Source organism: Enterobacter sp. MGH 38, from assembly GCF_000492855.1.
Lineage (GTDB): Bacteria > Pseudomonadota > Gammaproteobacteria > Enterobacterales > Enterobacteriaceae > Enterobacter > Enterobacter hormaechei_C.
The window spans coordinates 1,096,876-1,123,820 of record NZ_KI535607.1 but is presented as its reverse complement, the minus strand read 5'-3'; the positions used below and the strand labels follow the sequence as shown (position 1 = coordinate 1,123,820).

General features: G+C 56.8%; 22 protein-coding genes. 7 read left to right on the top strand and 15 right to left on the bottom strand.

Translation table 11 applies throughout. From position 1 onward, the window contains the following. From glnG to glnA, 3 genes are all read right to left on the bottom strand, one after another. On the bottom strand, nucleotides 1–1,413 hold the full coding sequence (glnG, locus tag L384_RS15590) for a nitrogen regulation protein NR(I) (RefSeq protein WP_003861919.1): 1,413 nt from the start codon (nucleotides 1,411–1,413) through the stop codon (nucleotides 1–3). An 11-nt stretch (nucleotides 1,414–1,424) separates the two neighbouring features. After that, entirely contained in the window at nucleotides 1,425–2,474 is a 1,050-nt protein-coding gene (gene glnL / locus L384_RS15595; RefSeq protein ID WP_003861923.1) for a nitrogen regulation protein NR(II), read from the bottom strand. Nucleotides 2,475–2,641: 167 nt separating this feature from the next. Continuing rightward, nucleotides 2,642–4,051, bottom strand: a complete 1,410-nt coding sequence (gene glnA, locus L384_RS15600; RefSeq protein WP_003861925.1) for a glutamate--ammonia ligase — start codon at nucleotides 4,049–4,051, stop codon at nucleotides 2,642–2,644. Nucleotides 4,052–4,428: 377 nt separating this feature from the next. Between glnA and typA the strand changes: the two genes are divergently transcribed. Further along, the gene (gene typA, locus L384_RS15605) at nucleotides 4,429–6,252 is read left to right on the top strand and encodes a ribosome-dependent GTPase TypA (RefSeq protein ID WP_003861927.1); all 1,824 of its coding nucleotides are present in this window, start codon (nucleotides 4,429–4,431) and stop codon (nucleotides 6,250–6,252) included. A gap of 79 nt (nucleotides 6,253–6,331) precedes the next feature. On the opposite strand, the gene ompL is transcribed toward typA, so the two are convergent. The 7 genes from ompL to yihU all read right to left on the bottom strand — a co-directional run bounded on the left by ompL (nucleotide 6,332) and on the right by yihU (nucleotide 15,069). Beyond that, on the bottom strand, nucleotides 6,332–7,018 hold the full coding sequence (gene ompL / locus L384_RS15610; RefSeq protein ID WP_003861929.1) for a porin OmpL: 687 nt from the start codon (nucleotides 7,016–7,018) through the stop codon (nucleotides 6,332–6,334). 74 nt (nucleotides 7,019–7,092) lie between these two features. Further along, entirely contained in the window at nucleotides 7,093–8,517 is a 1,425-nt protein-coding gene (locus L384_RS15615; protein WP_023323903.1) for an MFS transporter, read from the bottom strand. 43 nt (nucleotides 8,518–8,560) lie between these two features. Continuing rightward, the gene (locus L384_RS15620) at nucleotides 8,561–9,943 is read right to left on the bottom strand and encodes an MFS transporter (protein WP_003861932.1); all 1,383 of its coding nucleotides are present in this window, start codon (nucleotides 9,941–9,943) and stop codon (nucleotides 8,561–8,563) included. Nucleotides 9,944–9,988: 45 nt separating this feature from the next. Then, the gene (locus tag L384_RS15625) at nucleotides 9,989–12,013 is read right to left on the bottom strand and encodes an alpha-glucosidase (RefSeq protein WP_023323902.1); all 2,025 of its coding nucleotides are present in this window, start codon (nucleotides 12,011–12,013) and stop codon (nucleotides 9,989–9,991) included. Between the two features lie 16 nt (nucleotides 12,014–12,029). Beyond that, nucleotides 12,030–13,271, bottom strand: coding sequence for a sulfoquinovose isomerase (gene yihS / locus L384_RS15630; RefSeq protein WP_003861936.1), 1,242 nt, complete (start codon nucleotides 13,269–13,271; stop codon nucleotides 12,030–12,032). A gap of 14 nt (nucleotides 13,272–13,285) precedes the next feature. Next, a complete protein-coding gene (yihT, locus tag L384_RS15635; protein ID WP_023323901.1) occupies nucleotides 13,286–14,161 on the bottom strand; it encodes a sulfofructosephosphate aldolase in 876 nt (291 codons plus the stop codon). 17 nt (nucleotides 14,162–14,178) lie between these two features. Then, complete coding sequence (gene yihU, locus L384_RS15640) at nucleotides 14,179–15,069, bottom strand: sulfolactaldehyde 3-reductase (RefSeq protein ID WP_023323900.1); 891 nt, start codon at nucleotides 15,067–15,069, stop codon at nucleotides 14,179–14,181. A 155-nt stretch (nucleotides 15,070–15,224) separates the two neighbouring features. On the opposite strand from yihU, the gene L384_RS15645 reads away from it, so the two are divergent. From L384_RS15645 to fabY, 6 genes are all read left to right on the top strand, one after another. Next, nucleotides 15,225–16,121, top strand: coding sequence for a sugar kinase (locus L384_RS15645; protein ID WP_023323899.1), 897 nt, complete (start codon nucleotides 15,225–15,227; stop codon nucleotides 16,119–16,121). 34 nt (nucleotides 16,122–16,155) lie between these two features. Continuing rightward, nucleotides 16,156–16,956 carry a DeoR/GlpR family DNA-binding transcription regulator gene (locus L384_RS15650; protein WP_003861944.1) on the top strand — a complete coding sequence of 267 codons (801 nt, stop codon included), beginning with the start codon at nucleotides 16,156–16,158 and terminating at the stop codon, nucleotides 16,954–16,956. Nucleotides 16,957–17,074: 118 nt separating this feature from the next. Further along, nucleotides 17,075–17,674, top strand: coding sequence for a glucose-1-phosphatase (yihX, locus tag L384_RS15655; RefSeq protein ID WP_003861947.1), 600 nt, complete (start codon nucleotides 17,075–17,077; stop codon nucleotides 17,672–17,674). Further along, nucleotides 17,668–18,549, top strand: a complete 882-nt coding sequence (locus tag L384_RS15660; protein WP_023315055.1) for a virulence factor BrkB family protein — start codon at nucleotides 17,668–17,670, stop codon at nucleotides 18,547–18,549. The genes yihX and L384_RS15660 overlap by 7 nt, the downstream gene beginning before the upstream one ends. Next, nucleotides 18,546–18,983, top strand: a complete 438-nt coding sequence (gene dtd, locus L384_RS15665; protein WP_015569909.1) for a D-aminoacyl-tRNA deacylase — start codon at nucleotides 18,546–18,548, stop codon at nucleotides 18,981–18,983. Before L384_RS15660 ends, dtd begins: the two co-directional genes overlap by 4 nt. Nucleotides 18,984–19,027: 44 nt before the next feature. Further along, nucleotides 19,028–19,969 carry a fatty acid biosynthesis protein FabY gene (fabY, locus tag L384_RS15670; protein ID WP_015569910.1) on the top strand — a complete coding sequence of 314 codons (942 nt, stop codon included), beginning with the start codon at nucleotides 19,028–19,030 and terminating at the stop codon, nucleotides 19,967–19,969. An 8-nt stretch (nucleotides 19,970–19,977) separates the two neighbouring features. Here fabY and L384_RS15675 read toward each other — a convergent pair whose 3' ends face one another. From L384_RS15675 to fdnG, 5 genes are all read right to left on the bottom strand, one after another. After that, nucleotides 19,978–20,898 (bottom strand): alpha/beta hydrolase, encoded by a 921-nt coding sequence (locus L384_RS15675; RefSeq protein ID WP_023323897.1) that lies wholly within the window; start codon nucleotides 20,896–20,898, stop codon nucleotides 19,978–19,980. A 315-nt stretch (nucleotides 20,899–21,213) separates the two neighbouring features. Then, nucleotides 21,214–22,143: a formate dehydrogenase accessory protein FdhE gene (gene fdhE, locus L384_RS15680; protein ID WP_023323896.1), complete on the bottom strand. Its 930-nt coding sequence runs from the start codon at nucleotides 22,141–22,143 to the stop codon at nucleotides 21,214–21,216. Beyond that, nucleotides 22,140–22,775, bottom strand: a complete 636-nt coding sequence (gene fdoI / locus L384_RS15685) for a formate dehydrogenase cytochrome b556 subunit (protein ID WP_003861958.1) — start codon at nucleotides 22,773–22,775, stop codon at nucleotides 22,140–22,142. Before fdoI ends, fdhE begins: the two co-directional genes overlap by 4 nt. Next, complete coding sequence (gene fdxH, locus L384_RS15690) at nucleotides 22,772–23,674, bottom strand: formate dehydrogenase subunit beta (protein ID WP_003861960.1); 903 nt, start codon at nucleotides 23,672–23,674, stop codon at nucleotides 22,772–22,774. The genes fdoI and fdxH overlap by 4 nt, the downstream gene beginning before the upstream one ends. Before the next feature lie 12 nt (nucleotides 23,675–23,686). Next, nucleotides 23,687–26,737, bottom strand: a complete 3,051-nt coding sequence (fdnG, locus tag L384_RS15695) for a formate dehydrogenase-N subunit alpha (protein WP_123060841.1) — start codon at nucleotides 26,735–26,737, stop codon at nucleotides 23,687–23,689. Between the last annotated feature and the right edge of the window lie 208 nt (nucleotides 26,738–26,945).

Below are 26,945 nucleotides of genomic sequence, written 5' to 3'. Positions count from 1 at the left end.
TCACTCCATTCCCAGCTCTTTCAGCTTGCGCGTCAGGGTGTTTCGACCCCATCCCAACAGGCGAGCCGCTTCCTGTTTGTGGCCCTGGGTATGACGAAGCGCGGTAGTTAACAGCGTGCGCTCCATCTCAGGCTGCGCTTCGGAGAGCAGATTTTGATGACCGGAACGCAGCGCGCGATCTGCCCACTGCGCCAGCAGCGTCGCCCAGCTGTCCGGCAGCGCATGTCCGGCGGTGCTTTCGGGCACGGTGGCTTCAAACAGCTCGGCAGGGAGATCCTGAATCAACACTTCCTGTCCGGCGGCCATCACGGTCAGCCAGCGACAGGTGTTTTCCAGCTGACGCACGTTGCCAGGCCACGCCAGACGGGTGAGGGCGGCATCCGTTTCCGGATGAAGCTGCTTGGCTTCCACGCCCAGCTCGCGGGCCGCCACTTGCAGGAAATGGCGCGCCAGACGCGGGATATCTTCCCGACGCTCGCGCAGCGGCGGCAGGTGGACACGGATCACGTTCAGACGATGGAATAAATCTTCACGGAATTTCCCCTCCTGCACGCGCAGCTCCAGGTTCTGGTGCGTCGCGGCAATAATACGCACGTCCACCTTCACCGGCGCATACCCGCCCACGCGGTAAAACTGGCCATCTGCCAGCACGCGCAGCAATCGGGTCTGAACATCCAGCGGCATATCGCCGATTTCATCCAGGAATAGCGTTCCGCCGTCAGCCTGTTCAAAGCGTCCCTGACGAATGGTATTGGCTCCGGTAAACGCCCCTTTTTCGTGGCCGAACAGCTCAGATTCAATTAAATCCTTAGGGATCGCTGCCATGTTCAGGGCGATAAAGGGGGCTTTCGCCCGCGGGCTGTGGCGATGCAGGGCGTGTGCAACCAGCTCTTTACCGGTCCCTGATTCACCGTTAATCAAGACGCTGATAGACGAGCGCGACAGACGCCCGATGATGCGAAACACGTCCTGCATGGCCGGCGCTTCACCGATGATGTCCGTCGTAGGCCCGAAATCCGGCGCGTGGCGGGGCTGCTGTTGCTCCTGATAGTGGCTGATGGCGCGTTCGACCAGGGCAACGGCTTCGTCGATATCAAACGGTTTTGGCAGATAATCAAACGCCCCCTGCTGGTAGGCGCTAACGGCGGCATCCAGGTCGGAGTGGGCGGTCATTATGATGACCGGAAGCATGGGGTGGCGCTGTTTGATCTGCTTTAAGAGCGCCAGTCCGTCCATGCCCGGCATGCGAATATCCGAGAGCAGAACGTCCGGCGTTTTGGTGGTGAGTGCGTCGAGCACCTCGCTGCCGCTCTCAAACGTCGTGCAGCTTAATCCCGCTCCCGTGAGTGCGCGTTCAAGCACCCAACGGATGGAGCTATCGTCATCGACTACCCAGACTATCCCTCGTTGCATAAACGTCACCTTTATTTTTTAATCGGCAGGAAAACCGAAAACTCGGTATGTCCCGGCCAACTGGTAAATTCAATTTTGCCGGAGTGTTGGTCAATCAAATTTCGGGCTATGGATAACCCCAGCCCGGTGCCGCCTTCGCGACCGCTGACCATCGGGTAGAACAGAGTGTCCTGGAGATGCGGTGGGATCCCCGGCCCGTTATCTTCCACATCAATACGTGCCGCCAGACGATAACGCACGCCGTGCAGCGTCAGCTGGAACGCGGTGCGGGTACGCAGAATAATTTCGCCACCCTCCGGGCCCAGCGCCTGCAACGCGTTACGCACAATGTTCAACAGCACCTGTTCAATCTGGTCCGGATCGTGCGCCAGCTCCGGCAGGCTTGGGTCGTAATCACGCACCAGCGTGACGTTATCCGGCAGCTCCATAGAGACGAGTTTCACCACCCGCTCCGCGACCTTGTGAATGCTTTCTGAAACATGCATCCCCGGCTGCTGTGGCCCGAGCAGGCGATCGACCAGATTACGCAGACGGTCCGCCTGCTCGATAATGACGTTGGTATACTCCGCCAGGGCAGGGTCAGGCAGCGCTTTGGTCAAAAGCTGTGCCGCACCGCGTAAGCCGCCCAGCGGGTTTTTGATCTCATGGGCCAGCCCGCGCACCAGGTCGCGCGCCGCAATCTGCTGCGCATGCTGAAGCTGCTCCTGGCTGAGACGACGTTGGTTATCCATCGGCGCCATTTCCAGCAGAATCATGCCATCTGGCAGGCGCTGTGCGGTGAGGGACAAAATATGCGAGCGTCCGTCAATCACCAGCGTCACTTCGTTATCGGTGAAGCCCTGACCCGCCTGCAAACTCTCCTGCATCAGACCAATATTCAGCGAGAAATAGCTCAGCAGTTCCGGCAGCGGCGTGCCAAACAGTTTTCGGGCGCTTTGGGCGAGCAGCTGTTGCGCCGCCGGGTTGGCGTAATGCACCGCCAGCTCGTCGTCGACCAGCAAAATACTGTTAATCAAAGAATTGAGGATCTGCCCAGCATCGGGCAGCGTGCCAGTTGCCATTCAGCAGTCTCCTGGAGTCGTTGCACTATTTTAGTGCAGTATAGCGTTTTAGAGGTAAAAAGCGCGTGAGATCAGGTTGTTGGTGGAGAAAAAAGCCCATCCGAAGATGGGCTAAAGTTTCCACGGCAACTACTCCCGACGCGTATGCGCCGGGTAAAACAAATCAATTAAACGCTGTAGTACAGTTCGAACTCAACCGGGTGCGGCGTCATGCGAACGCGGTCGTTTTCTTCGGTACGCAGCGCGATGTAAGCGTCGATAGCTTCATCGGTGAACACGCCGCCAGCGGTCAGGAACTCGCGGTCTGCGTCCAGCGCTTGCAGGGCTTCTTCCAGAGAGCCGGCAACCTGTGGGATCTCTTTCGCTTCTTCTGGCGGCAGGTCGTACAGGTTTTTGTCCATGGCTTCGCCCGGGTGGATCTTGTTCTTGATACCGTCCAGACCGGCCATCAGCAGTGCTGCGAAGCACAGGTATGGGTTAGCCGCCGGGTCCGGGAAGCGCACTTCGATACGACGCGCTTTCGGAGACGCAACCACCGGGATACGGATAGAAGCAGAACGGTTACGGGCAGAGTACGCCAGCATCACGGGTGCTTCGTAGCCTGGAACCAGACGCTTGTAGGAGTTCGTGGTCGGGTTCGCCAGGGCGTTGATCGCTTTAGCGTGTTTGATAACACCGCCGATGTAGTGCAGCGCCTGCTCAGACAGACCCGCATACTTGTCGCCAGAGAACAGGTTGGTGCCGTTCTTGGACAGGGACATGTGGCAGTGCATGCCGGAACCGTTGTCGCCAAACATTGGTTTTGGCATGAAGGTCGCGGTTTTACCGAAACGGTGCGCAACGTTGTGTACAACGTATTTGTAGATCTGAATCTCATCCGCTTTTTTGGTCATGGTGTTGAAGCGGGTAGCGATCTCGTTCTGGCCAGCCGTTGCCACTTCGTGGTGGTGCGCTTCAACAACCAGGCCCATCTCTTCCATGATCAGACACATGGTAGAACGGATGTCCTGTGAAGAATCGACCGGAGGAACCGGGAAGTAACCGCCTTTCACGCCCGGACGGTGACCTTTGTTACCACCTTCGTACTTGGTGGAAGAGTTCCATGCGCCTTCGATGTCATCGATAGCGACGTGGGAGCCAGAAATGGAAGCACCAAAACGGATGTCGTCGAACAGGAAGAACTCTGGCTCTGGCCCGAACAGAACGGTGTCTGCGATGCCGGTAGAGCGCAGGTACTCTTCAGCGCGTTTTGCGATGGAGCGTGGGTCACGGTCATAGCCTTGCAGCGTGCCAGGTTCCAGAATATCGCAGCGGATGATCAGCGTAGGTTCTTCGTAGAACGGGTCAATGAGCGCAGTGGTTGCATCTGGCATCAGAACCATGTCGGATTCGTTAATGCCTTTCCAGCCGCCAATGGAGGAGCCGTCAAACATTTTGCCTTCTTCAAAGAATTCGGCGTTCACCTGATGAGCAGGGATCGTGACGTGCTGTTCTTTACCTTTGGTATCGGTGAAGCGCAGATCAACAAACTTCACTTCATGTTCGTTCAGCATCGTCAAAACGTGTTCAGCGGACATACTTAACTCTCCAGATTGGTCATTGTCGTCGTGGTAACGAGGTCTTCAAATCGGCTGGGCTGCCATATTTTTACTGTATTTCTGTAAAGCGAAATCTGTGCCAACTTTTAAAACACCCCAAAAAGGCGTTATCATGCGCACCATAGTGCAGAAGGGCTGCACCACATTGGATTTGTTGCACCATTATAGTGCTTCTGTGTGAACATCGAGCACCATATTGGTGCAATTTACGTTAAAGTGCCCTTTTACCGCTCCGTGAAAGCGATCACAAAGCATCTCTGCAATACTTGTTTGCGGGGGATGTTTGTGATCCTGTTTTGTAGTGCGATTAATCCGTGTACAATAACGCGCTATTTCTAAATGCCTGAGGCAAAGTTGTGATCGAAAAATTGCGTAATATCGCCATCATCGCGCACGTCGACCATGGTAAAACTACCCTGGTTGATAAGCTGCTACAGCAGTCCGGTACGTTTGATGCTCGTGCCGAAACTCAAGAGCGTGTGATGGACTCCAACGATTTGGAGAAAGAGCGTGGGATTACCATCCTCGCCAAAAACACCGCTATCAAATGGAATGACTACCGTATCAACATCGTTGATACCCCAGGGCACGCCGACTTCGGTGGTGAAGTTGAGCGCGTGATGTCCATGGTGGATTCCGTGCTGCTGGTGGTTGACGCATTTGATGGCCCTATGCCGCAAACGCGCTTCGTGACCAAAAAAGCATTTGCCCACGGCCTGAAACCTATCGTTGTGATCAACAAGGTTGACCGTCCTGGCGCGCGTCCTGACTGGGTTGTTGACCAGGTCTTCGACCTGTTCGTTAACCTCGACGCGACCGACGAACAGCTGGACTTCCCTATCGTTTATGCGTCTGCGCTGAACGGTATCGCCGGTCTGGATCACGAAGACATGGCGGAAGACATGACTCCGCTGTACCAGACGATTGTTGACCGCGTTCCTGCGCCAAACGTTGACCTGGAAGGCACCCTGCAAATGCAGATCTCTCAGCTCGACTACAACAACTATGTTGGCGTAATCGGCATTGGTCGTATCAAGCGCGGTAAAGTGAAGCCTAACCAGCAGGTCACTATCATCGATAGCGAAGGGAAAACCCGTAACGGTAAAGTCGGTAAAGTGCTGACTCACCTGGGTCTTGAGCGTATCGAGAGCGACATCGCTGAAGCGGGCGACATCATCGCTATCACCGGTCTGGGTGAACTGAACATCTCCGACACCATCTGCGATCCGCAGAACGTCGAAGCGCTGCCAGCCCTGTCCGTTGATGAACCAACCGTATCCATGTTCTTCAACGTCAACACCTCTCCGTTCTGTGGTAAAGAAGGTAAGTTCGTTACCTCTCGTCAGATCCTTGACCGCCTGAACAAAGAGCTGGTGCACAACGTTGCGCTGCGCGTTGAAGAAACCGAAGACGCTGATGCATTCCGCGTTTCGGGTCGTGGTGAGCTGCACCTGTCTGTTCTGATTGAGAACATGCGTCGTGAAGGTTTCGAGATGGCGGTTTCCCGTCCGAAAGTTATCTTCCGCGAAATCGATGGCCGTAAACAAGAGCCGTTCGAAAACGTAACGCTGGACGTTGAAGAGCAGCACCAGGGTTCTGTGATGCAGGCACTGGGTGAGCGTAAAGGCGACCTGAAAAACATGAATCCAGATGGCAAAGGCCGCGTACGTCTCGACTACGTGATCCCAAGCCGTGGCCTGATCGGCTTCCGTTCTGAGTTCATGACCATGACTTCCGGTACCGGTCTGCTGTACTCCACCTTCAGCCACTACGACGACGTTCGTCCGGGCGAAGTGGGCCAGCGTAACAACGGCGTGCTGATCTCCAACGGTCAGGGTAAAGCGGTTGCGTTTGCGCTGTTCGGTTTGCAGGATCGCGGTAAGCTGTTCCTGGGTCACGGTGCTGAAGTTTACGAAGGCCAGATCATCGGTATTCACAGCCGTTCTAACGACCTGACGGTAAACTGCCTGACCGGTAAGAAACTGACCAACATGCGTGCGTCCGGTACTGACGAAGCAACGGTTCTGGTTCCACCGATCAAGATGACCCTGGAGCAGGCGCTGGAATTCATCGATGATGACGAACTGGTCGAAGTGACGCCTCAGTCAATTCGTATCCGTAAACGTCACCTGACTGAGAACGATCGTAAACGTGCAATGCGCGGTGCGAAAGAAGACTAATTCGGTTATGCCGTAGGCCGGGTAAGCGCATGCGCCACCCGGCAACGAAAAAGCCGCTGAGCGATCAGCGGCTTTTTTATTAGAACGAATACCGTAACCCTAAACGGATCCGGTACTGCTCCCGGTTGTAATCATTCCATCGGTCCAGCCACTGTAGCTCAAGATACGGCAGCCAGTTTCTGTCGATTTTATAGCTGAACTTGTTAGTAATTTCCCAGTGATGATCTTTGCCATTTTTGCTGTGGTAATCATTCACCCGCTGGAAAAAGTGCGGCTCAAAGGTGTAGAAAAACGCATCCGTCACTTTGAAATTCCAGTAGTTGGCGAATTCATGCGTGTCGTTCTTATCCATCTGCCCGTTATAGTCCGGCGTATCGTAATTGTTATGGTTATAGCGATAGCGGAACGTCAGATTAAACCAGTCCGTAAATTTGTAATTGGTATCTAAATAAACCGCGCCACCTGATCCTGCGCTGCTGTCATTAATTAAGCCGCCGGGCTGGAAGGTCAGTTTGTCGGTCGGTTTGAAGAGCGGATACCACCCCTCGATTTCGTTATAGCTGTGTTTCAGTTCGTCCCATTTCCCCACGTTATAAGCGTTGGTGAACATCAGCCCCGCGCCCATATCGAAGTTATAGCCCGCACGCAGGATCACTTCGTGCAGCTCTGAGGCGGTGTTGTAGGCTTCGCGCGTTTCGACGTAGGCCCCGGCAAATACCGGGCAGGACACAGACGACACGATCAGTACGGTGATGATTCTTTTCATAATTTGTCCATGTATCAGGTACAGAAAGGCCTCCCTCCTGATAAACAGGAAGGACATAGTGGCCGGATTTATTGTTATAAAGTGACTGCTGACGCTTTATTGTTGGTGGTTATCTCAGGGGTATTTGCTGTCTGTTTCTTCCGTTTTCCAATCTCCTCGATAATAAAGGCGAAGCGCGCTTCGTTGAGTTTATAAAATAGCCCCATGGTCACGGCGGCGACGATTGCCAGGCCGCACGGCCAGAGGAAAATAAGCTGACGCAACCCAAGCAGCGTGCCCGCGCTCTGCACGGCGTGAGGAACGTAGCCAATCTGGGCCAGCATGATGCCGGGCAGGAAACCGGCGAGCGCGGCGGAGATTTTGCGCGAGAAGGTATAGCCGGTATACACCGACCCTTCGGCGCGAATGCCGGTTTTCCACTCGCCGTAATCAACGGTATCCGGCACCAGCGCCCAGTTCAGGCTATTAACAAACGCCGTGCCGAAGAAGGCCATGCAGGAAAACAGCACGAACAGCAGGGAGCTGGTCCCCCAGAAAAAATTCAGCACGTCGCCCACCGCCCACAGCGTCAGCCCGCCCAGATAGACCGGCTTCTTGCCAAAGCGCTTCACCGCGCCAGGCACCAGAAACACGCCAATCAGAATGCAGCCCATGCTGAAAAAGCCCATCCACGACAGGAGATGCAGATCGTTCAGCACGTACTGGGTGTAATAGACCTGAATCGCCAGCTTGATGTTAAACGCGGCGAGGGTACAGAGGTTGGCGATGCACAGCACCAGCAGCGGCGGATTGCGGAAAATCGCGCAGAATGATTTCAGAATGCCGGGCTTATGGTGATCGGGCGTAAGCTCGACGTAGCGTTCTTTCACCCCGCTGTAGCACCACCACATGCAGAACAGCCCCCCGGTGACGAACACCAGCGCGGCCACCAGATAGCCGAGTGAGGGCTGGCTGATGAACAGCGCCTGAATCGGCATAAAGCCGACGGTGCAGAGCAACAGTCCTACCGTTGCGCCGCCTTGACGCCACGCCGCAAGCTGCGCGCGCTCGTTCGGATTTTTGGTGATGGCCGGAACCATTGCACCGTAGGCGCAGTTCATCAGGCTGTAGCAGAGGCCAAACATCATGAAGAGCACGGTGGCGAGGGCCGTTTTCACCGTCAGGCTAAAGTCGTTGGCCATAAACTGCGCCGTCGCGACCAGCGCCACCGGAACGGAGGCGTAAAGTATGAATGGCCTGAACTTCCCCCTCGGGCCAATGTTACGCCGGGAATCCAGCAGCACCCCGGTCAGCATGTCGGTGAACGCGGTAAAGAACTTGGCGACCAGAAAAATGATGCCGCCGTAGAACGCGGGCATGCCCAGCTCGTCCGTGTAAAACTTCAGCAGATACAGCGTGCCAATACACAGCATCAGGTTCGAGCCAAAATCACCCATCCCGTAGGCGCACTTCTCTCGCAGGCTCAATTTCAGGGTTAACGGATCAGTATTATGTGTCATGGTCGATCCTCAAAGCGCCCCGCAGGGCGCTCAATCACGTCATTTATGCCGTACGTTTGCGCAGTTCGATCTCTTCGACGATGCGCACATACATCTTCTCGTTGAGGTTGTAGAAGCAGCCCATCGCCACGATGGTGATGACCGCCAGCAGGCTCGGGTAGATAAATATCAGCTGCCGCAGCCCTTCAACCGTCCCGGCGGACTGCACCACGTTCGGCACATAGCCGATCTGGGTGAGCATGATCCCCGGGAAGAAGCCCGCCAGCGCCTGCGAGACCTTCCTGAAGAAGGTAAAGCCGGTGTAGACCGTTCCCTCGGAGCGCACGCCGGTGCGCCACTCGCCGTATTCCACGGTATCGGACACCAGCGCCCAGTTCAGGCTGTTCACGAACGCGGAACCGAAGAACGCCAGGCAGGAGAACGCCACAAAGCTCACCGAGCCGCCGCCGAAGAAGTAGTTAAGCAGATCGCCCGCCACCCAAATCATCAGCCCGCTGATGTAGACCTTTTTCTTGCCGAAGCGCCGCACCGCGCCGGGCATCATAAAGACGCCGATAAAAATACAGCCCATGCTGAAGAAGCCCATATACGACAGCAGGATCGGGTCGTTCAGCACGTACTGCGTGTAGTAGACCTGAATGGCGAGTTTGACGTTAAAGGCGCCCAGCGTGCACAGGTTAGCGATGCACAGGATGAACAGCGGACGGTTCCCGGCGATGGCGCGAAACGACTGCAACAGCCCCGGTTTCTGCGCCGGGTTAGCAGGCTGCGTCTCGACGTAACGCTCGGTAACGCCCTTATAGCACCACCACATAAAGAACAGCCCGAACAGCGAGAAGAGGGTGGCGGCAAAGATGTAGCCAAGCTGGTCGTTACCCTCAATCAGGTTCATCACCGGGACAAAGCCCACCGTACAGAGCAGCAGGCCGAGCGTGGCGCCGCCCTGACGCCAGGCCGCCAGCGAGGCGCGCTCGTCCGGGTTTTTGGTGATGGCGGGCACCATCGCGCCGTAAGAGCAGTTCATCATGCTGAAGAACAGGCCGTACAGCATGAACAGCACCGTCGCCATCACCGTTTTACCGGTGATTTCAAACGGTGTGCCGACGAAGTTGGCAATCGCCAGCAACGTTACCGGGAAGGCTGCATACAGCACGAACGGGCGGAATTTCCCTTTCGGGCCGATCTTGCGCCGGGAATCGAGCATGATCCCGGTGCCCATATCGGTGAAGGCGGTAAAAAACTTCGCAATCAGGAAGATAATCCCGCCGTAGGTGCCCGGCAGCCCCAGCACGTCGGTGTAGAACTTCAGCAGATACAGCGTGCCGATATCAAGCAGGATGTTAGAGCCGAGATCGCCCATCCCGTAGGCGAGTTTTTCTTTAAACGGCAGGCGCAGGGTTGCCGGATCAGAAGTATGTTGACTCATTATTGTTCTCCGTCTGCCCGCAGGTTTCCCCGCGGGCGAGCCTTATCAGATATGACGTAAGGTGCTAAACAGATCGGCCCATTCGCTTTGCTGGCGATAGAAGACCGGCGGTTTGCCGAGCGGGGCATCAACGGTGATGTCACCGCCCTGGCAGGTTTCTCCGGTCCACGCATTGACCCAGGTGTCCTGCGGCAGATAGAGCGACCAGTCGCGGCGTCCCTTTTCATGAACCGGCGCCACCAGCAGATCGCGGCCAAACAGATACTGGTATTTCAGCGTGTAGGCGCGCGCGTCGTCCTCGTAGTGCAGGAAAAGCGGACGCATCACCGGCAGGCCGCTTTTCGCGTTCTGCGCAACCGCAGCTTTGATATACGGCTTCAGGGTGGTGAAGACGGTGGTCATGCGCGCGAAGTGGGCGATGGTTTCCGCGTCGCCGTCGAACTGCCAGTTATCGCCAGGGCGGTTGCCCTCGTGGGTACGCATCATCGGCGTAAAGGCGCTGAAATCACACCAGCGCAGCAGCAGCTCTTTGCTGCGCTTCATCTCGAAGAGCGTCGTATAGCCGCCAATGTCGCTGTGGTGCAGGCCGTGCCCGGTCATCGCCAGCGACAGCGCCGCCGGTACGACGGAAGCCAGACCGTCGTCCAGGCTCCAGTCGACGTTCTGATCCCCCGCCCACATCATCACCGAGTGCTTCTGGCTACCGGTGTAGCCTGCGCGCATGAAGAACAGGATCTCCCCGAGCTTGCCGGTCTCCTCCAGCGCTTCGTAGTTACATTTCGCCCACAGGGCAGGCCAGGCGTTATGCATGATCTCCGCGCTCACGCCGTTGTGCAGGAAGGTATCGGTCGGCAGGTACTCCCCGAAATCGGCCATCCAGCCGCCGCAGCCCAGTTCGATCAGGTTCTTTTTAATGACCTCTTTGTACCAGTCGTAGGCTGCCGGGTTGGTCAGGTCGATAACGCCCGCGTAGAACTCGCCGAACTCGACGTGGTAGTCCTTGCCGTCGGCGTTTTTGGTCAGATAGCCGCGTTTCGCGGCCTCTTCGCAGAGATCTTTATCGCTGGCGACGTACGGGTTGATATAGGAGAGGAACTGCACGCCTTCTTCTTTCCACTGCGCAATCCGCGTATCAAGCTGCGGATAGAGCGCGCTGTTCCACTTCCAGTTCCACATTACGCGTTTGCCGAAGGAGGTCATGCGGATGCCGGACCAGTCCTGCGCCCAGATGCCGTTCACCTTTACGCCGCCGTTACGCATGGTGTCGAGCTTCTGCTGGCACACCTCGGTGCCGCCCTGGATGCCCAGCGTCACGCCGTCGTACACCCAGTCCGGCAGCTCCGGCTGGCGTCCCAGCAGGCCGGTCAGTTTTTCCAGCAGATCGACGTACGTTTCCGCACATTCGAAGCGCAGCGTGGCGTTATCTTCCCAGAACGCCAGCTCGTGGAAGTCAGGGGCGCTGAAGTCGAAGTTCATATAGCAGCTGTTATCCACGTGGCAGTAGTACTTCTGGGTGCTCACGAAGGTGGGCTGCGGGAAGAAGGTCCAGTAGTAGTCACCGCCTGCGTTCTCTTTGCAGTCGGCCTGCCAGGTGACGTAGGTCTGCTTATTGCGGCCCACGCCCTGCTCGCTGGTCCACAGCGGGAACGGCTTGCCGCGCAAATCGAAATACGAGAACTGCTCGCCGCAGCCGTAAATATGATCGTCAGGCTGAGCTGCCAGCCGCAACCAGATGCGGTTATGGCTGGCGGCATCATTTTTCAGCTTCAGCTCCAGACGGCCTTCCGCATCCACGCCCACCAGCAGCGTGGCGCTCACCGCGTCGCCGCGGGTAAAGCGGATTGCCCAGCCCGCGCTTTGCTGCGTAACGGTCGCGTTCGTCAGGGCAATCTTTTCGTTGAGCTTGTCTTTAATGCTGAAGTTGCCGCGAAACATCTCGATATCCGCCTCACCTGCGCCAATCCACAGGCAAGGGGCATCCGCGGTGTGGGATAAAATCAGACGGTCCTGCCAGCGCAGGGTGAAGCCACTTTCGTTATTTTTCAGGTCAATATTGTGTAGGGTACGCATAAAAACTCCGTCTTAATTATTTGGCCTGGCTATCCAGTAATCCGGCGGCGACGGCAGGCGCTAAGCCCGGTGCCAGCGGCAGGCGGGGGATCACCAGGCAGTGCAGCAGATGGTAAATATCCTGCTTGCCGTCCCAGACTTTGGTGGTCACTTCGTTGTTGGTGTCCAGCTCCTGCCACCAGGATCCGTTTTCGTAATCCATCAGATACTTGATGCAGTAATCCCACCATTTCTGATACCAGGCTTCGTACTGCGCCTCGCCGGTCACGGTATAGAGGGCATAGGCCGTGCCCATCGCCTCGACGATTGGCCAGCGCACGCGTTCGCGCACGATTGGCTTGCCGTCCCAGCCCACGGAGTAGACAAAGCCGTCCGCCCCGTCGGGTGCCCAGGCGTCGCGGATGGTGGCGTGGAACAGTCCTTTCGCATCTTCCAGCAGCCACTCCGGCGGGGTTTCAAAGCGCGCTTCCAGCGCGGCGCGCAGGTGCAGCATCAGGCGGCCCCACTCAATCCAGTGCCCAGGCGTGCCGCCATAGGCGCGGAAGCGGTGGGCGGGGTTATCGATGTTATAGTCGCGGATCGGGTTCCAGTTGGTGTCAAAATGCTCGTTAACGCGGTACTCCCCTTTGCGCGCCACGTCGTGAATAATCACCGAGGCGATGCGCAGGGCGCGGTCGAGCCATTTGCGGTCGTGGGTCACGTCATAAACGATGAGGAAAGCTTCCACGGCGTGCATGTTGGCGTTACCGCCGCGATAGTCTTCCGTTTTGCTGAAGGCTTCGTCCCAGGACTCCAGGCACATCTGCTCCTGTTCGCTCCAGAAGTAGCGCTCAATCACCTCGATGGCGTCGTCCAGCAACTTGCGTGCCTGCGGATGGCCGGTGGTGACGGCGCTCGCCGCGCCCAGCAGAACGAAGAAATGCTGATAGCCCTGCTTGGACGCATCAATCACGCCTTCATCGTTTACGCAGGCGTACCAGCCGCCGTGCTGCTTGTCGCGCAGCGGACCGTTCAGGGCATTAATGCCGTGCTCAACCAGGGCGTACGCGCCGGGGCGCCCCATGTTCGCCGCCACCGCGTACACATGCAGCATGCGGGCGGTGATCCACAGATGTGTGCCCATATCGCTACGCACCTGCCCGTTATTGCCCAGCCAGCCAAAGCCGGTCGGTACGGCGGCGTTTTTACCGAAATCGAGAATGCGGTCGGTCTCTTGTTCGAGCCAGCGGTTATGGCTCAGGGTGTTAAACCATTTCATGTTCGGATCCTTTCTTAACGGCGAGCCATCATTTCGTCGACGATCTCACCCAGACGCTGAAGTTTTGGTACGGAAATATCACGCAGCATCAGCTCGGTGTCCGGCAGGCCAATCACAGAGGACCAGACGGCGCGACCGGCTAAAAAGCCCGATGCCCCCGCCTGCATCGCCACGCTCACCGCGCGCGGGAATAACTTATCGTCAACGCCGGACGAGAGGATCACCCACGGCATGGCGATGTTCTCGTTAAGCTTTTGCGAGGCCGCCAGCAGCTCCTGCTGCGTGCCCTTGCCAAACAGTGGCATCTCCACTTTGTAGAGGTCGGCACCGCTGTCGCCCAGCTCTTTGGCCGCGTCGATAATCGCCTGTTCGCGGTTAAACGCGGCACCGCGACGCGGTGGACGCACCACCGGCTCGATAATGCTCAGCAGACCGTTATCGTGGCACAGCGTATTGAACGCTTTCACCATCTCCAGGCGCTGCTGCGGATCTTCATCGCTGCGCCACAGCACCAGCAGCTTCAGTGCTTTGCCGCCATCGCGTTTGACCGCCTGCGCGTCGACGTTCTTGTCGATCACCACGCTGTCGACCGGAATACCGTTCCCCGGAATAAACTCGTCGGCTGCAACAATCATCGCGCAGCTTTTTGCCACGGCCTGCTGCCCGACAATCTGGCGATAGCAGAACTGCTGGTCGACAAGGATCGCAGAGGCGTACGGCGACAGAATTTTTGCCGCGTTGACTTTAAAATCCGTCAGGTGCTGGTCGGTTACCGGTACCGGCGCGCCTGCCGCCGCAAACATCAGGCGCATCGCTTCGCGCTGATCCACGGCCAGCATCGCAAAACCGCCGGAAGGTCGGGTGATATCTTTCAGGGTGTACATCGTCATTCCTCAGTCCTTTCGTATCAGTGTGATTTTTTCAGCCCGGCAGATGCGCGAACCTGTTCAAGAATGGCCGTCCAGTCCTCGCGCCCGCGCCCGGCGGCGCGAGCCTGGTTGTAAACTTCGCGGGAGGCCGCGCCCAGCGGCATCGGAACGTGGAGCTGGTTGGCCACGTCGAGGGCGATCCCCAGGTCTTTATGCGCAAGGTCGATCATGAAGGCGGGAGAAAGATCCCCTTTCAGCACCTTGTTCGGCCAGGATGTCGTGAAGTGGCCTTTACCCGCAGGCGTACCGCTCATGACCTTGAGCGCCACGTCAAAGGAGAGGCCAAGCGCTTCGCACAGTACGGCGGCCTCGGCGGAAAGGGCGTTCAGGGCGATGCTCATGTAGTTATTGATAAGCTTCACGCGGATGCCCATGCCTGGCCCGCCGGCGTTAATCAGTTCATTGCCCATCGCCATTAATACCGGGGTGGCGCGCTCAACCTGCTGCGCCGTACCGCCCGCCAGCAGGAGCAGCGTACCGGCGATGGCATGGTCAGAGGTGCGTCCGACGGGCACGTCCATCAGGCTGAAGCCTTGCTCAGCCATGTCGCGTATCAGCGCGTCGGTTTGTAGCGGGTGAATGGTGGACATATCAATCACCAGCGCGTCGCGGGATAATCCTTCGCACACGCCGTGCTCGCCGAACAGGACGCTGCGTACCAGGTCGCCGTTTGGCAGCATGGTAATCACGAATTCGGCGTCCGTTGCTGCCTGTGCGGGCGTAGCCGCCGCCCGAGCGCCGCTCTCTACCAGCGCCTGAACCGCCTGCGGGTTCACATCAAAAACGTTAAGCTGGTGGCCCTGTTTCAACAGATTCTTCGCCATGGGCGCGCCCATCTGTCCTAAGCCGATAAATGCGATTGCTGACATGCCTCTCTCCTGTCACATCGTGTCAATTTTTGCGCGTTTGTGGTGTCTGTTTTTGATCGTATTTGTAATTTATAGTCAAAAAATTGACACGGGTCACTTTTTAAACATTTGGTGAAATTAAAATGAAGGCATCAGAAATCGCAGAAGGAATCACCATGACTCGCATCGTTTGTGTCGGCATTACCGTGCTGGATCGCATCTGGTATCTCGATGATTTACCGAAAGAAGGTGGGAAATATGTCGCAAAAGACTATACGGAAGTGGGCGGCGGCCCGGCGGCAACGGCGGCAGTGGCAGCCGCGAAACTGGGCGCGGAAGTGGATTTTATTGGTCGGGTGGGTGATGACGATACCGGCAGACGGCTGCTGGCGGAGCTGGAATCCCTGGGGGTGAATACCCGCTACACGCGCGTGTTTAAGGGTGCCCGATCGTCGCAATCGGCGGTGCTGGTGGACGCAGGTGGGGAAAGAGTGATTGCCAACTATCCCAGCCCCGATCTCCCTGCGGTGGCAGACTGGCTGCAAGAAATCGACTTCTCGCAGTGGGATATTGTCTTAGCCGATGTGCGCTGGCATGACGGGGCAAAACAGGCATTTACCCTGGCCCGTCAGCAGGGCGTACCGACGTTGCTTGATGCGGATGTCACCCCGCAGGACATTGCGGAGCTGATCGCCCTAAGCGACCACGCGGCCTTCTCCGCGCCGGGATTGCGGCGTTTAACGCAGCGGGATGACACCGAAGACGCGCTGAAAAAAGCACAAACGCTCACAAATGGACATGTGTATGTTACGCAGGGGCGAGACGGCTGCTTCTGGCTGGAAAACGGCGCATTGTGTCATCAGCCCGGCTTTGAGGTGAACGTGGTGGATACCACCGGGGCGGGCGACGTGTTCCACGGTGCGCTGGCGGTCAGCCTGGGGCAGAAATTACCCGCCGCAGACGCCGTGCGTTTTGCCAGCGCCGTCGCAGCACTGAAATGCACAAAGCCCGGCGGGCGCGCGGGTATACCCGACTGTGATCAAACCCGCTCTTTTTTGTCACTTTTTGTATAAAATGCGGGGCGTGATGGTTTTCAGAGGACAGCCCATGAGCCTTACCGAACTGACCGGCAACCCGCGTCACGATCAGCTGCTGACGCTGATTGCCGATCGCGGCTATATGAACATTGATGAACTGGCGCAGCTGCTGGATGTCTCCACGCAAACCGTGCGCCGGGATATCCGTAAGCTCAGCGAGCAGGGGCTGATCACCCGTCATCACGGCGGCGCGGGCAGGGCATCCAGCGTGGTCAACACGGCGTTCGAACAGCGTGAAGTCTCGCTTACCGAAGAGAAACGGGCGATTGCCGAAGCGATTGCGGACTATATTCCCGACGGTTCGACCATTTTTATCACCATCGGGACGACCGTGGAGCACGTTGCCCGGGCGCTGCTTAACCATAATCATCTGCGCATCATCACTAACAGCCTGCGGGTGGCGCACATTCTTTATAAGAATCCGCGCTTTGAGGTGATGGTGCCCGGCGGTACGCTGCGCCCGCATAACGGCGGCATTATCGGTCCTGCGGCAACGGCGTTCGTGTCAGGATTTCGCGCAGATTACCTGGTCACCAGCGTCGGGGCGATAGAGCACGACGGCGCGATGATGGAATTTGACGTTAACGAAGCCAGCGTGGTGAAAACCATGATCGCTCACTCCCGTCACATTTTACTGGCGGCCGATCATACGAAATACCACGCCTCCGCGGCGGTTGAAATTGGCAACGTGGCGCAGGCGACGGCGCTGTTCACCGATGAGCTGCCCGGCCCGGCGCTGCAAAATCACCTCAAATCCAGCAAGGTTGAGGTTGTCGAAGTCAATTCCGGAGAAGAGCAGCAGGCTGGCTGATCATCCTATGGCCCGATATTGCGATTCGGGCCTTTCCTTTCTCTAAGCTGAATCTGGCGCATAGCTAAAGTTTCTCTTTCCCGCTACAGTTACTTCTCCACGGCGAAAGGAGATAAACATGCTTTATATCTTTGACTTAGGAAATGTAATCGTCGATATCGATTTTAACCGGGTGTTGGGCGCATGGAGCGATTTTAGCCGTGTTCCGCTGGCGACGTTAAAGCAGAATTTCGCGATGGGTGAGACTTTCCATCTGCACGAGCGCGGTGAGATCAGCGATGAAGCGTTCGCAGAGCGTTTCTGTCAGGAAATGGGTCTTTCGTTAAGCTACGAGCAGTTTTCCCACGGCTGGCAGGCCATATTTGTCGCGATCCGCCCGGAAGTGATCGACATCATGCACAAGCTGCGCGAGCAGGGGCATCGTGTTGTCGTGCTGTCTAATACTAACCGCCTGCATACCACCTTCTGGCCGGATGAATACCCGGAAATTCACGCGGCGGCAGATAAAGTGTATCTCTCCCAGGAGATGGGGATGCGTAAACCTGAGGCGCGCATCTATCAGGCAGTATTGCAGGAAGAAGGATTCACGGCAGCGGATGCGGTCTTTTTTGACGACAACGCCGATAATATAGAAGGGGCTAATCAGTTAGGTATCACCTCCATTCTGGTGACCGGAAAAGAGACGATACCGAACTACTTTGCGAAGCAGTTATGCTAAAAACCGTTCATCAAAAAGCCAATCACCACACGCGCCCGCTGAGGGCGTGGTTGAAACTCCTCTGGCATCGCATTGATGAGGACAACATGACCACGCTGGCGGGCAATCTCGCTTACGTGTCGTTGCTCTCGCTGGTGCCGCTGGTGGCGGTGATTTTTGCGCTTTTTTCGGCATTTCCAATGTTTGCCGATGTGAGCATGCAGCTTCGCCATTTTGTTTTCGCAAACTTTATTCCTGCCACCGGCGATGTGATCCAGAACTACATTGAGCAGTTTGTCGCAAACTCCAGCAAGATGACGGCGGTGGGGGCGTGTGGGCTTATTGTTACCGCGCTGCTGCTGATGTACTCCATCGACAGTGCGCTCAACACCATCTGGCGGAGCAAAAAAGTCCGCCCGAAGGTTTACTCCTTTGCCGTCTACTGGATGATTTTAACCCTTGGCCCATTGCTGGCGGGGGCAAGCCTGGCGATCAGCTCCTACCTTCTTTCGCTGCGCTGGGCGACCGACTTAAACAGCGTGATCGATAACGTGCTGCGTATCTTACCGCTGATTTTATCGTGGCTTTCGTTCTGGCTGCTCTACAGCGTGGTACCAACCACGCGCGTACCCAACCGGGATGCCGTGGTGGGTGCGCTGGTCGCGGCGTTGCTCTTTGAGCTGGGCAAGAAAGGATTCGCGCTTTATATCACCATGTTCCCCTCTTATCAGCTGATTTACGGTGTGCTGGCGGTGATCCCCATTTTGTTTGTCTGGGTCTACTGGACGTGGTGTATCGTCTTGCTTGGCGCCGAAATAACTGTCACTCTCGGAGTCTACCGCGAACTCAAAAAAGCAGCAGAAGCTGAAAAACAACAAGAAGCAGACCAACCATGATTGCATTGATTCAGCGCGTAACCCGTGCCAGCGTCACCGTGGCGGATGAGGTGACGGGTGAAATTGGCCCAGGACTTTTGGTGCTCCTGGGTGTCGAAAAAGATGACGACGAACAAAAAGCTAACCGCTTATGTGAGCGTGTGCTGGGCTACCGCATTTTCAGCGATGCGGAAGGTAAGATGAACCTGAACGTTCAGCAGGCGGGCGGCAGCGTGCTGGTGGTTTCCCAGTTTACGTTGGCTGCGGATACCGAACGCGGCATGCGGCCGAGTTTTTCGAAGGGCGCGGCACCGGATCGCGCAGAAGCCCTATACGAGTACTTTGTTGAGCGCTGTCGCCAACAGGACATGAATACACAAACCGGACGATTCGCTGCGGATATGCAGGTTTCGCTGGTGAACGATGGCCCCGTCACATTCTGGCTCCAGGTATGAGCCAACTGGCGGTATGGCCGCGGGTAACAAGAGAGAGTACAGCTATGTATCACCTTCGAGTACCGCAAACGGAAGAAGAATTAGACGCTTATTACCATTTCCGCTGGGAAATGCTGCGCAAACCACTGCATCAACCGAAAGGCTCTGAACGCGACGCCTGGGACGCGATGGCGCACCACCAGATGGTGGTTGATGAAGAGGGCAACCTCGTTGCCGTGGGACGTCTGTACATCAATGCCGACAACGAAGCTTCAATCCGCTTTATGGCCGTTCATCCCTCCGTGCAGGACAAAGGCCTTGGAACGCTGATGGCAATGACGCTGGAATCCGTTGCCCGTCAGGAAGGGGTCAAGCGCGTCACCTGTAGCGCCCGCGAAGATGCCGTTGAGTTCTTTGCCAAGCTTGGTTTCGTGAATCAGGGGGAAATCACCGCCCCGCAAACTACGCCGATTCGTCACTTTTTGATGATCAAACCCATCGCCACGCTGGACGATATTCTCCATCGCGCCGACTGGTGCGGGCAGCTCCAGCAGGCGTGGTATCAGCACATACCGCTCAGTGAAAAAATGGGCGTGCGTATTCAGCAGTATACCGGACAAAAATTTATCACCACCATGCCGGAAACCGGCAACCAGAACCCGCACCATACCCTGTTTGCCGGCAGCCTGTTTTCACTCGCCACGCTCACCGGATGGGGACTGATCTGGCTGATGCTGCGCGAACGTCATCTCGGCGGCACCATTATTCTGGCCGATGCCCATATCCGCTACAGCGCGCCGATCAGCGGCAAGCCGAGCGCGGTAGCTGACCTGGGCGCACTGGGCGGCGATCTCGACCGTCTGGCGCGTGGACGTAAAGCACGCGTACAGATGCAGGTTGAGCTGTTCGGCGATGAAACGCCAGGCGCGGTGTTTGAAGGCACCTATATCGTTCTGCCTGCGAAGCCGTATGGCGCGTATGAAGAGGGTGGGAACGAGGAGGAGTAGTCTCCTTCTCACTCTCGCCCGGCATGGTTAATGCGCCAGGCAATATCTCGCATAATGTCTCGCGCTGACTGGCTAATTCCACCCAACTGGAAGAAGCCGTGAATTACACCCCGCCATTGTTGAGCGGTACACTTCACGCCTTGCGCCGTGAGGCGCTGATAAAGCGCCTCGCCTTCGTCACGTAACGGATCATACTCAGCGGTAACAATATGGACCTTCGGCAGACCGCTAAAGTCGTTGCGCCACAGTGGACTGACTTCAGGATGCTGACGGTCGGCTCCAGCCAGATACATTTCATAGCCGCTCAAAAGGGTATCGCGAGTAATCACGTAATCCATGCCGTTGAGGGTATAGCTTTCAAAACTGGCCGTGGCGTCGAGCATGGGATAGATAAGAATAAGCTGCGCAGGTTGCCACAGCCCTTTAACCTTAAGCCGCAGCGCCGTTACCAGCGCCAAATGCCCTCCTGCGCTGTCTCCACAGAGGGTGAGTCGGTTCTTATCCACGCCTAATTCGTCTGCATACTGCCAGACCAGATTCGCACCTCTTTCAGCATCGTCATGTGCGGCGGGGAAGGTATGCTCCGGCGCCAGTCTGTACTGAATCGCAATCACCCGGCAATTGCCGTAGTAGGCTAACTGACGGAGCTGGTTGTCATGGGTATCAAAGCCGCCGCTGATAAAACATCCGCCGTGGTAGTAGATGGCAGCAGGCAATATTTCAGGCGCATTGAGAGGTGAAAATACCCGAATGGTAAGACCCTCAAGAACAAGCGTCTCCAGCTGAACGCGCGTTTCGGTCTTCCCGGCAAGCTCCGTGCTGGCAATATAGCCTGCTCGTCGTACCTCAATTGTCTGGCGACGCGATGAGGGGCGACCTGCAGCGATAAATCCTTGAACCAGCCGTTCAATACCCTTTTCCAGTGCCATGAAAACACCTTTTAACTGTATGAATGTACAGCTTTATAGCCTGGTTTGATTCAAAAGAAAACAAGAATATTATTGAGGGGAAAAGTCTTGAAAGCTGCTCGCAAAGGCGAGAGCTTTTTTATTATCTGCTTTCGTCACAGACATAAAGTGCGGATGTTGCCTGAGATTTGCCGTGGAAGCGATGCTAAAGCGATAACGCGTCTTTAGACGGATCCTGGACTACGGGCTGAAGAGCATCTGGCATATAAGACGGCAGGTATTGCTGTCGAGGTGTAGGCCGGGCAAGCTCGCGCCGCCCGGCACTGTCACAGGAGATTACTCCCCTTCACCCGGGAACAGGAACGGGTTGATCGAGCTGCGGGCAAAGCCCTCCTGCTCCATTTTGGCGTCCAGAATCAGCGAGGCGAGATCGTCGGCCACCGCTTCGACTTTCGGGTCTTTTTCCTGATACAGAATCTTCAGGTAAGTCCCGCAGTCGCCGCAGCTTTCGGCTTTCACCGCCGCGTCTTCGTTTTCCAGCGACCAGTAGTTCAGATCGCGGGTCTGCTCGCAGTTGCTGCACTTCACGCGCACCACGTGCCATTCGGTTTCACACAGGTTGCAGTGCAGGTAGCGCAGCCCCTGTGTCGTACCAATCTGTACCATGCTGGAGACTGGCATTGAACCACACACCGGACAGAACTGGCGCGCTTCGCCGTATTCGGCGCGGGCTTTGCCTGGGATCAGGCTCGCCATTTGCGCCCAGTAGAGCGACAGCGCAGCCCAGATGAACGGCGCTTTATCGCTGCTCACCAGCGAGAAGTCGGAGGCAAACAGCGCGCTCGCCATCTCTTCCAGCTCTTGCTCTGAGGCTTTTTCCAGGTTCTCAATGACCGCCAGCGCCGTACCGCTCATCTCCGGCTTCAGCTCGGCGATCAGGGAATGCAGCAGCTTATGCCAGTGCTTGTCGCGCGGCAGGACGTGAATATCCAGCGGCGGTTTGCCCTGCTCGTTGGCTTCTTTGATGCGTGCGGTCAGGTCCATTTGCAGCGGATGGTCGTACAGCACCACTTCCTGCGCATGGGCGACCAGCGCGGCAAAACGCAGAAAATCGCCCAGCGGGTTGTTCTCTGCCAGCTCGCGCAGACGCTCTGCGCGGCGGTTGTAGAGGTTCTTGAGTCTGGGGAATAACAACGGCGGAATATACTCCGCCGTACGTTTCTCGCTCGACCCCAGCTCATCTTGCGGGATTATGCGAATACTCATTCAGATGACTTTTCCTGTTTCTGGCGGACTTCACGGTACCAGCGCGGGTGATGTTTCTTCGCCCACGTTTTGGTGACCCAGCCTTCCACCATCGCGGTAATGGTGCCTTTCACCCAGAGGGCGGCGTAAATATGCACCATGATAACCACAATTAACGCCACTGCGGCAAATGAATGCAGCATTAGCGCAAATCGGATCACCGGGATTGAGAAAGCAGGCGCAAAGTACGGACGCCAGATGATCACGCCGCTCACCAGCAACAGGACCAGGAAGATAATCGCCGCCCAGAATACGCATTTCTGGCCGAAGTTATAACGCCCGGTATCACCCACTTCCTCGTTGACGACGATCTTACGAATATTCTTCGCCCAAAAGATATCATCCCGATTGATTAGGTTATGGTGCCAGTAACGGAAAAACATGATGATGAACGACGCGAACATGATGACGCCCACAAACGGGTGCAGTATACGCGCCAGCTGTGGTGTCCCCATGATCTGCATCAGCCAGTTGAAGGACGGGAAGAAGAACCCCAGCCCGCTTATCGCCGCCAGCATGAAGCAGAAGGCGGTGACCCAGTGGTTGATACGTTCCGGCGCGGTGTAGCGCACGATGGTGTCACGTTTTCTCATTTGCGCACCTCGTCTTTCTCTTCATGCAGGTTGTCGTCTTCCTCTTCCGCGCGGTTCGGACCAACGCCGACGTAGTGGAAGATGCTCGCTGCGAAGGTGGCAGCAAAACCGACCGCGGCCAGCGGTTTCCAGATACCTTTCCAGAACTTCACGGTGGCGCTGATTTCCGGGTTCTCCGGCAGGCCGTGATACAGGTTCGGCTTGTCGGCGTGGTGCAGCACGTACATGACGTGCGTACCGCCAACCCCGGCCGGATCGTACAGGCCCGCGTTATCGTAACCACGGGTTTTCAGCTCGCCCACGCGCTCTGCCGCCAGCGTTTTCATATCCTCTTTGGAGCCAAAGTGGATAGCGCCGGTTGGGCAGGTCTTCACGCACGCTGGCTCCTGGCCGACATTTACGCGGTCAACGCACAGCGTACATTTGTAGACGCGGTTGTCTTCCGGGTTCATGCGCGGCACGTCGAACGGACAGCCCGCAATGCAGTAGCCGCAGCCAATGCACTGCTCGGACTGGAAGTCGACGATGCCGTTGGCATACTGAATGATAGCCCCTTCTGACGGACACGCCTTCAGGCAGCCCGGATCCGCACAGTGCATACAGCCGTCTTTGCGAATAAGCCATTCCAGCTTGTCGTTCTGCTCCACTTCCGAGAAACGCATTACCGTCCAGGACTTGGCGGTCAGGTCCGCCGGGTTGTCGTACACCCCGACGTTGTGACCCACTTCGTCACGGATGTCGTTCCACTCAGAGCAGGCCACCTGACAGGCTTTACAGCCGATACAGGTGGTCACGTCGATAAGCTTCGCCACTTCCTGCTGGTGGTCCCGCGCCTGAGGCGCGGGCGTGAAACCGTTAGTCGCGGAACGACGGATAATGTCTTGAGATTGATAAGCCATAAGTCGTCTCCGTTACACCTTTTCCACGTTCACGAGGAAGGCCTTAAACTCCGGCGTCTGCGTGTTCGCATCACCGACGAACGGCGTCAGGGTGTTCGCAATGAACCCTTTCTTCGCCACGCCCTCATAACCCCAGTGAATCGGGATGCCGATGGTATCCACCTGCTGACCGTGAACGTTCAGCGTGCGAATACGCTTGGTCACCACCGCCTTGGCTTTGATGTAGCCGCGGTTAGAGGAGACCTTCACGGTATCGCCATGGGCAATGCCGAGTTTGTTCGCCAGCTTCTCGCCGATCTCCACAAACTGTTCCGGCTGCGCGATGGCATTCAGCAGCGCGTGCTTCGTCCAGTAGTGGAAGTGCTCGGTCAGACGGTAAGTGGTGCCGACATACGGGAACTTGTCCTTTTTACCCAGCGCTTCAAAATCGCCCTTGAAGATACGGGCTGCCGGGTTAGAGACCACGTTCGGGTGCAGCGGGTTAGTACCCAGCGGCGTCTCAAACGGCTCGTAGTGTTCCGGGAATGGCCCTTCCGCCATCTTATCGATAGCAAACAGACGGCCCATCCCTTCAGGCTGCATGATAAACGGCCCGACATCGCTGCCTGGTGCGGCAGTGCTGTAGTCCGGAATATCCACGCCGCCCCATTTCGCGCCGTCCCACTTCAGAAGCTGACGCTTCGGATCCCACGGGTTGCCCTGCGGATCAGCGGAGGCACGGTTATAGAGGATGCGGCGGTTAAGCGGCCACGCCCATGCCCAGCCCAGCGTATTACCGAGGCCCGACGGGTCGGCGTTATCGCGGTTGGCCATCTGGTTGCCTTTCGGCGTCCAGCTCCCGGCAAAGATCCAGCAGCCGCTGGAGGTCGTACCGTCATCGCGCAGGTGCGCAAAGGTGCTGAGCTGATCGCCTTTCTTCGCCAGCACCGCACCGGTCGCCGGGTCGATAACGTCCGCCAGCGCTTTACCGTTGCTCTCCATGGCCACTTCTTCCGGCGCTGGGTTTTCCGGCGTCGAGTAGTTCCAGGTCATGTTCAGTACCGGCTCAGGCGTTGCGCCGCCCTCAGAGGCGTACATCTTACGCAGGCGTAAGAAGATGCCGGCCAGGATCTCGCCGTCGTTCAGGGCGATGCCCGGGGCGTCTGCGCCTTTCCAGTGCCACTGCAACCAGCGGCCGGAGTTGACGATAGACCCGTTCTCTTCCGCGAAGCAGGTGGACGGCAGACGGAACACTTCGGTCTGAATCTTCGACGGATCGACGTCGTTCGACTCACCGTGGTTCTGCCAGAACGTAGACGTTTCGGTATTGAGCGGGTCAATCGTCACCAGGAACTTCAGCTTCGACAGAGACTCGACAACCTTGTTCTTGTTCGGGAACGATGCCACCGGGTTAAAGCCCTGGCAGATATAGCCGTTGACCTGGCCCTGGTGCATCATTTCGAAGTACTGAAGTACGTCGTAACCTTTGTCCCACTTCGGCAGCCAGTCAAAGCCCCAGCTGTTTTCCGCCGTCGCCTTGTCGCCGTAGAAGGCTTTCATCAGCGAGACGAAGAACTTCGGATAGTTGCCCCAGTAGTTCACCTGGCCTTCGAGCAGCGGTTTTGGCGTGCTGGCCGTCAGGTAGGTTTGCAGGTCAGTCTGTTTCTCGCTCGGCAGGTTCATGTAACCCGTCAGGCTCTGAGACAGCAGGCCGAGGTCGGTCAGACCCTGAATGTTGGAGTGACCGCGCAGGGCGTTCACGCCGCCGCCTGCCATCCCCATGTTGCCGAGGAGCAGCTGAACCATCGCCATGGTGCGGATGTTCTGCGCGCCGATGGAGTGCTGCGTCCAGCCGAGCGCATACAGGAACGATGCGGTTTTATCTTTCGCGCTGGTTTCCGCAATCAACTCGCAAACCTTCAGGAAATCCGCTTTCGGCGTCCCACAGATGTTTTCGACAACCTCCGGCGTATAGCGGGAAACGTGCTCTTTCAGCAGGTTCCACACGCAGCGGGGGTGTTGCAGGGTGGTGTCGCGCTTCGCAAAGCCGTTTTCGTCCAGCTCGTAGTTCCAGCTGGTTTTATCGTATTTGCGTTTTTCGGCGTCGTAACCGCTGAACAGGCCATCGTCGAAGCTGTAATCCTCACGCACGATCAGGCTGGCGTTGGTATAGGCTTCGGTGTACTCGCGGTTATATTTTTCGTTGGTCATCAGGTACAGCAGTACGCCTGACAGGAAAGTGATGTCAGTACCTGAACGAATAGGGGTGTAGAAATCCGCCACTGACGCTGTACGCGTAAAGCGGGGATCGATCACAATCAGCTTCGCGCCGTTGTGGATTTTGGCTTCCATCGCCCAGCGGAACCCGACAGGGTGCGCTTCAGCGGCGTTACCGCCCATCACCACAATAAGGTTGGCGTTCTTGATGTCGACCCAGTGGTTGGTCATCGCACCGCGACCAAATGTTGGAGCAAGACTTGCTACCGTTGGTCCGTGTCAGACACGCGCCTGGTTGTCGACCGCGAGCATACCGAGTGCGCGCGTAAATTTCTGGGTTAAATAGCCGGTTTCGTTACTGGACGCTGAAGCACACAGCATGCCGGTGGAGAGCCAACGGTTAACGGTGGTGCCTTCGGCATTCTTCGCGATAAAGTTGGCATCGCGGTCTTCTTTCATCAGCTTAGCGATGCGATCGAACGCTTCTTCCCAGCTGATTTGCTGCCATTTGTCAGAGCCGGGAGCGCGATACTCAGGAAACTTCAGGCGGCTTTCGGAGTGGATAAAATCTACCAGACCGGCCCCTTTCGGACAGAGTGCACCACGGTTTACCGGGTGATCCGGATCGCCTTCGATGTGGAAAATAGATGCTTTGGCGTTTTTCGCACCGTCGCCGAGGCTATACATTAACAGCCCACAGCCGACGGAGCAGTACGTACAGGTGTTACGGGTTTCGCGGGTGCGCAGCAGTTTATACTGCCGTGTTTCCGCCAGCGCTACACCGGGCGCAAAGCCCAGTGCCGCCGCCGTGGTGCCTGCCATACCGCCAGCGCAGATCTTAAAGAACTGCCTTCTGCTGACCTGCATGGGTCACTCCTTGGTTCATTACGACATTGCTATGTAGTTTTACTCTGCGGTTGAGAATTAACCGCAAAGGAGAAAAATTTGCGTTAATCCCTCATTTCTCCGAGGGATAAGCCCAGAATACCACAATGTCGGTACGCCTGTTCCAACGGGGTTAAAACAAAGTGAACGTATTATCACGGCATTGATTATAAAATGTGATATCAATCAC

Coding starts and splice junctions, on each gene's coding strand:
- L384_RS15615 (WP_023323903.1), bottom strand. CDS start 8,517: ATGACACATAATACTGATCCGTTAACCCTGAAATTGAGCCTGCGAGAG.
- yihX (WP_003861947.1), top strand. CDS start 17,075: ATGCTTTATATCTTTGACTTAGGAAATGTAATCGTCGATATCGATTTT.
- yihS (WP_003861936.1), bottom strand. CDS start 13,271: ATGAAATGGTTTAACACCCTGAGCCATAACCGCTGGCTCGAACAAGAG.
- fdoI (WP_003861958.1), bottom strand. CDS start 22,775: ATGAGAAAACGTGACACCATCGTGCGCTACACCGCGCCGGAACGTATC.
- L384_RS15620 (WP_003861932.1), bottom strand. CDS start 9,943: ATGAGTCAACATACTTCTGATCCGGCAACCCTGCGCCTGCCGTTTAAA.
- L384_RS15675 (WP_023323897.1), bottom strand. CDS start 20,898: ATGGCACTGGAAAAGGGTATTGAACGGCTGGTTCAAGGATTTATCGCT.
- fabY (WP_015569910.1), top strand. CDS start 19,028: ATGTATCACCTTCGAGTACCGCAAACGGAAGAAGAATTAGACGCTTAT.
- L384_RS15645 (WP_023323899.1), top strand. CDS start 15,225: ATGACTCGCATCGTTTGTGTCGGCATTACCGTGCTGGATCGCATCTGG.
- glnG (WP_003861919.1), bottom strand. CDS start 1,413: ATGCAACGAGGGATAGTCTGGGTAGTCGATGACGATAGCTCCATCCGT.
- glnL (WP_003861923.1), bottom strand. CDS start 2,474: ATGGCAACTGGCACGCTGCCCGATGCTGGGCAGATCCTCAATTCTTTG.
- yihU (WP_023323900.1), bottom strand. CDS start 15,069: ATGTCAGCAATCGCATTTATCGGCTTAGGACAGATGGGCGCGCCCATG.
- ompL (WP_003861929.1), bottom strand. CDS start 7,018: ATGAAAAGAATCATCACCGTACTGATCGTGTCGTCTGTGTCCTGCCCG.
- fdxH (WP_003861960.1), bottom strand. CDS start 23,674: ATGGCTTATCAATCTCAAGACATTATCCGTCGTTCCGCGACTAACGGT.
- L384_RS15660 (WP_023315055.1), top strand. CDS start 17,668: ATGCTAAAAACCGTTCATCAAAAAGCCAATCACCACACGCGCCCGCTG.
- fdhE (WP_023323896.1), bottom strand. CDS start 22,143: ATGAGTATTCGCATAATCCCGCAAGATGAGCTGGGGTCGAGCGAGAAA.
- dtd (WP_015569909.1), top strand. CDS start 18,546: ATGATTGCATTGATTCAGCGCGTAACCCGTGCCAGCGTCACCGTGGCG.
- L384_RS15625 (WP_023323902.1), bottom strand. CDS start 12,013: ATGCGTACCCTACACAATATTGACCTGAAAAATAACGAAAGTGGCTTC.
- glnA (WP_003861925.1), bottom strand. CDS start 4,051: ATGTCCGCTGAACACGTTTTGACGATGCTGAACGAACATGAAGTGAAG.
- L384_RS15650 (WP_003861944.1), top strand. CDS start 16,156: ATGAGCCTTACCGAACTGACCGGCAACCCGCGTCACGATCAGCTGCTG.
- yihT (WP_023323901.1), bottom strand. CDS start 14,161: ATGACGATGTACACCCTGAAAGATATCACCCGACCTTCCGGCGGTTTT.